This is a genomic window from Marinitenerispora sediminis (assembly GCF_003336425.1).
GTDB lineage: Bacteria > Actinomycetota > Actinomycetes > Streptosporangiales > Streptosporangiaceae > Marinitenerispora > Marinitenerispora sediminis.
The window spans coordinates 1-8,200 of record NZ_QEIO01000189.1 but is presented as its reverse complement, the minus strand read 5'-3'; the positions used below and the strand labels follow the sequence as shown (position 1 = coordinate 8,200).

Genomic DNA, 8,200 nt, shown 5'->3' with positions numbered 1-8,200 from the left:
CGTCTCCCGAGCCCCCCGCCCCCGGCGCCGGCTGACCGGCCCGGCCGCGAGATGCGCGGTCCACCCGGCACGCCAGAGGCCGCCGCCCGGACGGGCGACGGCCCCGCACAGCCGCGACGCGCTCGGCGGTGCTACATCCGCTCCGGAGCCCGGACCCCGAGCAGCGCCAGCCCCTGCACCAGGACGCGCAGCGTGGCGGCGGTCAGTGCCAGCCGGGACTCGCGGACAGCCGGATCCTCGGCCTTGAGCACGGGGCACTGCTCGTAGAACGCCGTGAACGCCTGCGCCAGGCCGAACAGGTAGCCGCAGAGCCGGTGCGGCTCCAGGGTCTCGCCCACCTGCGCGACCACCGGCCCGAACCCGAGCAGCGTGAGCGCCAGGGTGCGCTCCGCCTCCCCGGTCAGGACCACGGCTCCGGCGGCCTCGTCCGGGGACAGCCCGCCCCGGCGGAAGATCGAGCGGATGCGCGCCACCGCGTACTGCAGGTAGGGGCCGGTGTTGCCGCTCAGCGCCAGCATCCGGTCGAAGTCGAACACGTACTCGGAGTCGTGCGAGACCGACAGGTCGGCGTACTTCACCGCGCCGATGCCCACGTCGCGCGCGATCTCGGCGCGGGCCGCCTCGTCCAGGTCCGGCCGGGTCTCCGCGACGACCTTGGCCGCGCGCTCCACGGCCTCGTCGAGCAGCGCCATGAGCCGGATGGACTCGCCGCTGCGGGTGCGCAGGATCTTGCCGTCAGCGCCCAGCACGTTGCCGATCTGCACGTGGACGGGGGTCACGCCCTCGGGCAGCCAGCCCGCCTCGCGCGCGGTCTCGAAGACCATCTGCAGGTGCAGGTGCTGCGGCGCACCGATGACGTAGAGGATCCGGTCGGCCTTCAGCCGCTGCGCCCGGTGCCGGATGGTGGCGAGGTCGGTGGTGCCGTAGCCGTAGCCGCCGTCGCTCTTGCGGACGATCAGCGGGACCGGCTTGCCCTCGCGGCCGGTGAAGCCGTCGAGGAACACGCAGAGCGCGCCGTCGCTGATCCGCGCGATGCCCCGCTCCTCCAGCTCCGCGCAGATGGGGGCGAGGTCGTCGTTGTACGTGCTCTCGCCGGCGAGGTGGTCGTCGGTGAGCGTGACGTCGAGCTTGCCGTACACCCGGTTGAAGTACACCTTGGAGAGGTCCACCAGCTCGTGCCAGAGCGCGAGCGTGGCGGGGTCGCCGCCCTGCAGGGCCACGACCCGCCGGCGGGAGCGGTCCGCGAACTCCTCGGAGGAGTCGAACTTGGCGCGGGCCGCCTGGTAGAAGGCGTTCGGGTCGCTCTCCAGCAGTCCGGCCTCGGCGGAGTCCTCGCCTACGTCGAGCAGGTGCTCGATGAGCATGCCGAACGGCGTGCCCCAGTCGCCGATGTGGTTCTGCCGGATCACGTTGTGGCCGAGGAACTCCAGCGTGCGCGCCAGCGCGTCGCCCACGACGGTGGTGCGCAGGTGCCCGACGTGCATCTCCTTGGCGACGTTGGGCGCGGAGTAGTCCAGCGGGATGTTCTGCCGCGGCGGCTCGGGGACGCCCAGGCGCGGGTCGGCGAGCAGGTCCCGGGTCTCGCGGGCGATCCAGTCGTCGCGCAGCGTCAGGTTGACGAAGCCGGGGCCGCTGACCTCGACCCCGCCGACCACGTCGTCGGCCTCCAGGTGCGCGGCGATCTCGGACGCGACCTCGCGCGGCTTGCGGCGGAGGCGCTTGGCGAGGGCGAGCGCGGCGTTGGACTGGAAGTCGGCGAACTGCGACGGGCGGATGACGGGGTCGGTCTCGGCGAACTCGGCGCCGAACGCGGCGGCGAGGGCGGACTGGACCCGTCGCGAGAGTGTTTCCTGCGGGTCGGCCATACCCAAGAGCCTACCGAGGTTCGCAGGTCCCGGTGGTCGCCGCCGGTTCCGCCGGCCGGCGCGGGTCAGTCCTCGTTCGGGGCCAGGCGCAGCCACGACGGCGTGCGGTTGGTGGCGCCCACCCGGCGGCGCACCCGCTCCACGATGCGGCCCGCCACCAGCTCGTGCGCGAGCAGGCACGCCTGCTCGATCCCGCGGGCGCCGCTCGCCCCGTGCGCGATCACCACCGTGCCGTTCAACCCGAGCAGCACCGCCCCGCCGTAGGTCTCACTGTCCACCCGCTCCCGCAGCGCGCGCAGCGGCCGGCGCTGCAGCAGGGCGCCGGCCCGCGCCATGGGGGAGGAGGACAGCGCGGAGCGGACCTCGTCCAGGGCGAAGCGCACCGCCCCCTCGACCGACTTCAGGGCGACGTTGCCGGTGAAGCCGTCGGTGACGACGACGTCCACGAGGCCGCCCAGCAGGTCGTGGCCCTCGATGTTGCCCCGGAAGTCGAGACCGGGCGGGGCGTCGGCGGCGGCCGTGAGGAGCTCCGCGGTGCGGCGGGCCAGCTTGTTGCCCTTGCCTGGCTCCGATCCGATCGTGAGCAGCCCCACCCGGGGCTGGGCGATGCCGTACGCCGTCTGCGCGTAGGCGACCCCCAGGTGCGCGAACTGCACCAGCATCTCGGGCTTGGCGTCGGCGTTGGCGCCGGCGTCCACCAGCACGGTCGGGGTCGGGCGGGTGGGGAACAGCACGGCCAGCGCGGGCCGCAGCACACCGGGCTGGGTGCGCAGCCGCACGGTCGAGGTGGCGACCACCCCTCCGGTGGAGCCGGCGGAGACCAGCGCGGCGGCGTCGCCCTGCCGGATCAGCTTGCACGCGACCGCGACGCTGGAGCGCGGCCGCCGCCAGCTCGCGAGCGCGCCCTCGTGCATGGCGAGCGTGTCGTCGGCGTGCACGACGGGGATCTCGCCGGCGGCGTCCTCCTCGGCCAGGAGCGAGGCCAGCTCGGCGGTGCGTCCGACCAGGACCAGGCGCAGCCCGTGTGCGCGGACGGCGCGGACCGCCCCCCGGACGATCTCGTGCGGCGCGTGGTCGCCCCCCATGGCGTCGACGGCGATCACGGGGCCGGTACCCGCGGGCGGGCTGCTCCGCCGCGCGGGGGGTGCGCTGGTCATCGGGCTCCTCGTCGAAGGGCGGTCTGCGGCCTCCGCCGGCCGCGGGCGGGCCCCCGGACCGGGGCCGGTCCCCCCAGTGTGGTCCGCCGCGTGCGGGCGGTGCGGATCTGACGCTCCGGCCGGCGCCGTCGGCGCCCGGCGGCCGCGGTGGCGGCGGAACCGCCGGTATCGGCGGGACTGGCGGAACGATCCGACATCGGCGAAAATACCAGGTCAGAACGGGATTTTTGCGAAAGAGGGTAAGAAAGCGTCAAGATCGGGTACATCCGTCGGCTAGCCGGGCGAAAGATCACTTTCTGCGGCATGTCTTACTGTCCATCGTCGTACATCCCCATATGGGGCGCCCGGTGATCCTCCTCCGGACCCGCGGCCGTCCCATGGCTGGAGGAAAGGAGTGGCGTGAGCCTGACCCACGACGCGGCACTGTCCCCGTCCGCAGGACGTCGGTTCCGTGCCTACACGGCCAAACACCTTGACGAGCTGACCGGCCGGGCCGGACTCGACGCCCACGAGCGGCTCGCCGTCCGTGCGGTGGCCACGGTCCTGCCGTTCCGCGTCAACAGCTACGTGGTCGACGAGCTGATCGACTGGTCGGCAGCCCCCGACGATCCGATCTACCGGCTGACCTTCCCGCAGCCCGACATGCTGCCGCACGCGGATGTCGCCCGGATCGCCGACCTGCTGCGCGCGGACGCCCCCCGCAAGGAGGTCAACCAGGCCGCGAACGAGGTGCGTGCCCGGCTGAACCCGCACCCCGCGGGGCAGATGGCCCTGAACATCCCCAAGTTCGGCGACGACGAGCCGCTGTCCGGCGTGCAGCACAAGTACCCGGAGACGGTGCTCTTCTTCCCCAAGCAGGGGCAGACCTGCCACGCGTACTGCACCTACTGCTTCCGCTGGGCGCAGTTCGTGGGCGAACCCGACCTCAAGATGGCGACCGACGACATCGGCGCGCTCGTCGGCTACCTCCGCCGCCATCCCGAGGTCACCAGCGTCCTGCTCACGGGCGGCGACCCGATGATCATGGGCGAGGGGGTGCTCTCCCGCTACGTCGAGCCGCTGCTGGAGGTCGAGACGCTGGAGTCGATCCGCGTCGGGACCAAGGCGCTGGCGTACTGGCCGCAGCGGTTCGTCACCGACCCGGACGCCGACGAGACACTGCGGCTGTTCGAGCGGGTGGTCGCCTCGGGCAAGAACCTGGCGTTCATGGCGCACTTCTCCCACCCCAACGAGATGGCGCCGCCCCTCGTTCAGGAGGCGGTGCGGCGGATCCGCGGCACCGGCGCGGTCATCCGCACCCAGGCTCCGCTGATCCGCACGATCAACGACGACTCCGCTGTCTGGGAGACCATGTGGCGCGCGCACGTGCGGCACGGGATGGTGCCCTACTACATGTTCGTCGAGCGCGACACCGGCCCGCAGGACTACTTCGCGGTGCCGCTCGCCCGGGCCTACGAGATCTTCCGCGGGGCCTACAAGAACGTCTCGGGGCTCGCCCGCACCGTGCGGGGGCCCTCCATGTCGGCCACCCCCGGCAAGGTGTGCGTGGACGGGATCGCCGAGGTCGCCGGCGAGAAGGTGTTCGTGCTCCGCCTCATCCAGGCGCGCGATCCCGACCTCGTCGGCCGGCCGTTCTTCGCCAAGTACAGTGAGTCGGCGGCCTGGCTGTTCGACCTCGAACCGGCGCTGGGCGCGACCCGGTTCCCCTACGAGGCGGCGCCGCCCGACGATCCCGCCGAACTGGTCGGCGAGGCCTAGCCCGCGCGCGACCGGGTCCGGGCGCGGCCGTTCCGAAACCGGGGACGGATCCGGGACGGCCGCCCACCGATCGGCCACGCGGTCTGCGGTTCCCGGCCCGACGCCGCCCGCTCCCCCGGGCCAGGAGGCATAATCGGCGGCACCGCGCCCGGGCTCCCTCCGGGGCGCGCGGTCAGGGCAAGTCGCCGCGCCCACGGGCGCGGCGCGGGAAGAGACACGCATGGCTGAGTTGTTCGTCGCGCACGTGGTGCAGACCGGCCGACTGCCCCTGTTCAGCTTCTTCGTCGCGTTCGTGGCCGGATTCCTGCTCATCCGGGTGAGCGTGCGGATGATCCGGGCGCAGGTCCGCTGGTGGCCGGGCAACGTCCGGCCGGGCGGGCTGCACATCCACCACGTGGTGTTCGGGGTGGCCTTCATGCTGCTCGGCGGTGTCTCCGGGCTGCTCATCACCGACCGCGAGGGAGCGGCGATCGCGGTGGCGGCCGCCATGTTCGGGTTCGGGGCGGCGCTGGTGCTGGACGAGTTCGCGCTCATCCTGCACCTGCGGGACGTCTACTGGACCGAGCAGGGGCGCGCCTCGGTCGACGCGGTGTTCGTGGCGATCGCGCTGACCGGGCTGCTGCTCACCGGGATCCGGCCGTTCGGCTGGAGCGAACTGCGCGGAGGCGACCCCGAGAGCGGGCTGGTGCACGGCGCCCTGGTGCTCATGGTCCTGGTCAACCTGGCGGGGTCCGTGGTGAGCCTGCTCAAGGGCAAGCTCTGGACCGGGATCGCCGGTGTCTTCGTGCCGGCCATCTCCGTGGTGGCGGCGGTCCGGCTCGCCGTCCCCGGCTCGCCGTGGGCGCGCTGGCACTATCCGGCCGGTTCCCGCAAGCTGGAGCTGGCGCTGCGGCGCGACCGCCGCCTGCGCCGCCCGATCATCCGCGCGAAGATCCGCGTGCAGGAGATCATCGCCGGCCGGCACGACCTCATCCTGGAACGGCCCGCCGAACCGGCCGTGCCGCCCCGGCGGCTGCCGGCTCCCGGCTCCGGGGACGGCCGGGGGACTGCGGACTCCGCGGAGCCCTCAGCCGGCGCCGCGCGGCCGGCCGCGGCGCCCGCGGTACGCGGGACTCGCCGATGAGTCGGACGGACCGGTCGAATAGGGTGACGCGAGCTATGGAATTTTCGGCTTTCTCCCGGGAGACGGGCCGCCACCAGCGCGGGCTCACCATCGGGATCGACATCGGCGGCACCAAGGTGGCGGCCGGCGTCGTCACCCCGGCCGGACGGGTGCTCTCGCGGCTGCGCACCGAGACGCCGGACCGGAGCAAGAGCCCCAAGGTGGTGGAGGACACCATCGCCTGGGTCGTCGAGCGGCTGCGCCGGGACCATCCGGTCAACGCGGTCGGCGTCGGCGCCGCCGGGTTCGTCGACGAGCAGCGGGCCAACGTGCTCTTCGCGCCGCACCTCGCGTGGCGGAACGAACCGCTGCGCGACGCCCTCAAGGAGCGGCTCGGGCTGCCCGTGGTGGTCGAGAACGACGCCAACGCCTCCGCGTGGGCCGAGGTGTGCGTGGGCGCCGGCCGGCTCGCCGACGACGTCGTGGTGGTCAACCTCGGGACCGGCATCGGCGGCGCGGTGGTCATCGACGGCAGGCTGCACCGGGGCCGGTTCGGGCTGGTGGGGGAGTTCGGGCACATGACGGTGGTGCCCAACGGGCACCGCTGCGAGTGCGGCAACCGCGGCTGCTGGGAGCAGTACGCCAGCGGCAACGCGGTCACCCGCGACGCGCGCGAGCTCGTCGCCGCCGACTCGCCGGTGGCGCGCGGCCTGATCCAGGAGGTCGGCGCCGACCCGTCGCAGATCACCGGTCCGCTCGTCAGCGAGCTCGCCCGCGCCGGCGACCGCGCCTGCGTGGAGCTGCTGGAGGACGCGGGCACGTGGCTCGGCATCGGCCTGGCCAACCTGGCGGCGGCCTTCGATCCGGAGCTGTTCATCATCGGCGGCGGCGTCTCCGAGGCCGGGGACCTGCTGCTCGGCCCGGCGCGCCGGGCGTTCCGCCGCAACCTGACCGGCCGGGGGTACCGCCCCGAGGCGCGGATCGTCGCCGCGGCGCTCGGCAACGAGGCCGGGCTGATCGGCGCGGCCGACCTGGCGCGCGACACGCTGCCGCGCTGGCGGCAGGGGCGCCGGCAGACCCGGCTGCGGCGCGGCGGGGGCCGCGGGACGGCCGGGTACCGCCGCGGCGCGTTCGGCGGGCGGGCGTGAGCCGCCGGCGCGGCCCTGGTTATCTCATCCTAATGTCCGGACAAAGTCTTGACGCGGATCGCTCCGGCGACGTACAAAGTTCACCGGATGTGACGCACGGAACACTGTGACGTTTGCGGCGCGCGGACCCGCGAAGGAGAGCGCATGCGGATCGGCCTGATCGGACCCGGCAGGATCGGAGCCGCGCACGCGGCGGCGATCGCGGACCGGCCCGAGGTCACCGAACTGGTCCTCGCGGACGCCGACCCCGGCCGCGCCGCCGAGGTGGCCGCCCGGCTCGGCGTTCGGGCGGCGGCCGACGTGGCGGACCTGTTCACCCCCGGCGCCGTCGACGCCCTGGTCGTCACGGCCGCCACCCCCGCCCACCCCGGGCTCATCACGGCGGGCGCGCGGGCCGGGCTGCCGGTGTTCTGCGAGAAGCCGGTGGCCCCTGACATCGCCGGCACGCTGGAGGTGCTGCGCGAGGTCGAGCGCTCCGGGGCGGACGTGCACATCGGCTTCCAGCGGCGCTTCGACGCCGGCTACCAGCGCGCCCGCCGGGCGGTGCGCGACGGCGAGATCGGCGACCTGCACCGCGTGCACGCGGTCACCGCCGACGCCGAGCCGCCGCACGCGTCCTACATCCCCGCCTCGGGCGGTATCTTCCGCGACTGCCACGTCCACGACCTCGACATCGTCCGCTGGGTCACCGGCCGCGAGATCGTCGAGGTGTTCGCCTACGGCAGCAACCGGGGCGCGGCCTTCTTCGCCGAGGCCGGCGACGTCGACAACGCGGCGGCGCTGCTGCGGCTGGACGACGACACCCTCGTCACCCTGCAGGGCTCCCGCTACAACGGCGGCGGCTACGACGTCCGCATGGAGGTCGCCGGCAGCCGCGGCACGGTGGCGGTCGGCCTCGACGACCGCACGGCGCTGGAGTCGGCGGAGCCCGGCGCCGCCTTCCCCGGCGGCGCGCCCCATCGCGACTTCTGGTCGCGGTTCGCCCCGGCCTACGAGGCCGAGGTCACCGCGTTCCTGGAGATGGCGGCCGGTGCCGCGCCCAGCCCCTGCACCGTCGCCGACGCGCTCGCGTCGCTGCTGGCCGCCGAGGCCGCCGACCGGTCCCTGCGGGAGCGGCGCCTGGTCCGCGTGGCGGAGGTCGCCCCGGTTCCGTGACCGCCGCCCCCGCCC

The 8,200-nt window shown here is 74.0% G+C and carries 6 protein-coding genes; 4 read left to right on the top strand and 2 right to left on the bottom strand.

Annotated elements, in window-relative coordinates:
- Positions 1-131: 131 nt before the first annotated feature.
- Both argS and plsX read right to left on the bottom strand, forming a co-directional pair.
- Positions 132-1,865: an arginine--tRNA ligase gene (gene argS, locus DEF28_RS24070; protein ID WP_114400865.1), complete on the bottom strand. Its 1,734-nt coding sequence runs from the start codon at positions 1,863-1,865 to the stop codon at positions 132-134.
- A gap of 65 nt (positions 1,866-1,930) precedes the next feature.
- Positions 1,931-3,022: a phosphate acyltransferase PlsX gene (plsX, locus tag DEF28_RS24065; protein WP_114446233.1), complete on the bottom strand. Its 1,092-nt coding sequence runs from the start codon at positions 3,020-3,022 to the stop codon at positions 1,931-1,933.
- A gap of 399 nt (positions 3,023-3,421) precedes the next feature.
- Here plsX and DEF28_RS24060 point away from each other — a divergent pair, with 399 nt between their 5' ends.
- From DEF28_RS24060 to DEF28_RS24045, 4 genes are all read left to right on the top strand, one after another.
- Positions 3,422-4,780 (top strand): KamA family radical SAM protein, encoded by a 1,359-nt coding sequence (locus DEF28_RS24060; RefSeq protein WP_181874445.1) that lies wholly within the window; start codon positions 3,422-3,424, stop codon positions 4,778-4,780.
- A 220-nt stretch (positions 4,781-5,000) separates the two neighbouring features.
- The gene (locus DEF28_RS24055; RefSeq protein WP_233515509.1) at positions 5,001-5,903 is read left to right on the top strand and encodes a hypothetical protein; all 903 of its coding nucleotides are present in this window, start codon (positions 5,001-5,003) and stop codon (positions 5,901-5,903) included.
- A 35-nt stretch (positions 5,904-5,938) separates the two neighbouring features.
- Entirely contained in the window at positions 5,939-7,030 is a 1,092-nt protein-coding gene (locus DEF28_RS24050; protein ID WP_114400624.1) for an ROK family glucokinase, read from the top strand.
- A 144-nt stretch (positions 7,031-7,174) separates the two neighbouring features.
- Complete coding sequence (locus DEF28_RS24045) at positions 7,175-8,185, top strand: Gfo/Idh/MocA family protein (protein ID WP_114400623.1); 1,011 nt, start codon at positions 7,175-7,177, stop codon at positions 8,183-8,185.
- Positions 8,186-8,200: the final 15 nt, after the last annotated feature.

Coding starts and splice junctions, on each gene's coding strand:
- argS (WP_114400865.1), bottom strand. CDS start 1,865: ATGGCCGACCCGCAGGAAACACTCTCGCGACGGGTCCAGTCCGCCCTC.
- plsX (WP_114446233.1), bottom strand. CDS start 3,022: ATGACCAGCGCACCCCCCGCGCGGCGGAGCAGCCCGCCCGCGGGTACC.
- DEF28_RS24055 (WP_233515509.1), top strand. CDS start 5,001: ATGGCTGAGTTGTTCGTCGCGCACGTGGTGCAGACCGGCCGACTGCCC.
- DEF28_RS24050 (WP_114400624.1), top strand. CDS start 5,939: ATGGAATTTTCGGCTTTCTCCCGGGAGACGGGCCGCCACCAGCGCGGG.
- DEF28_RS24045 (WP_114400623.1), top strand. CDS start 7,175: ATGCGGATCGGCCTGATCGGACCCGGCAGGATCGGAGCCGCGCACGCG.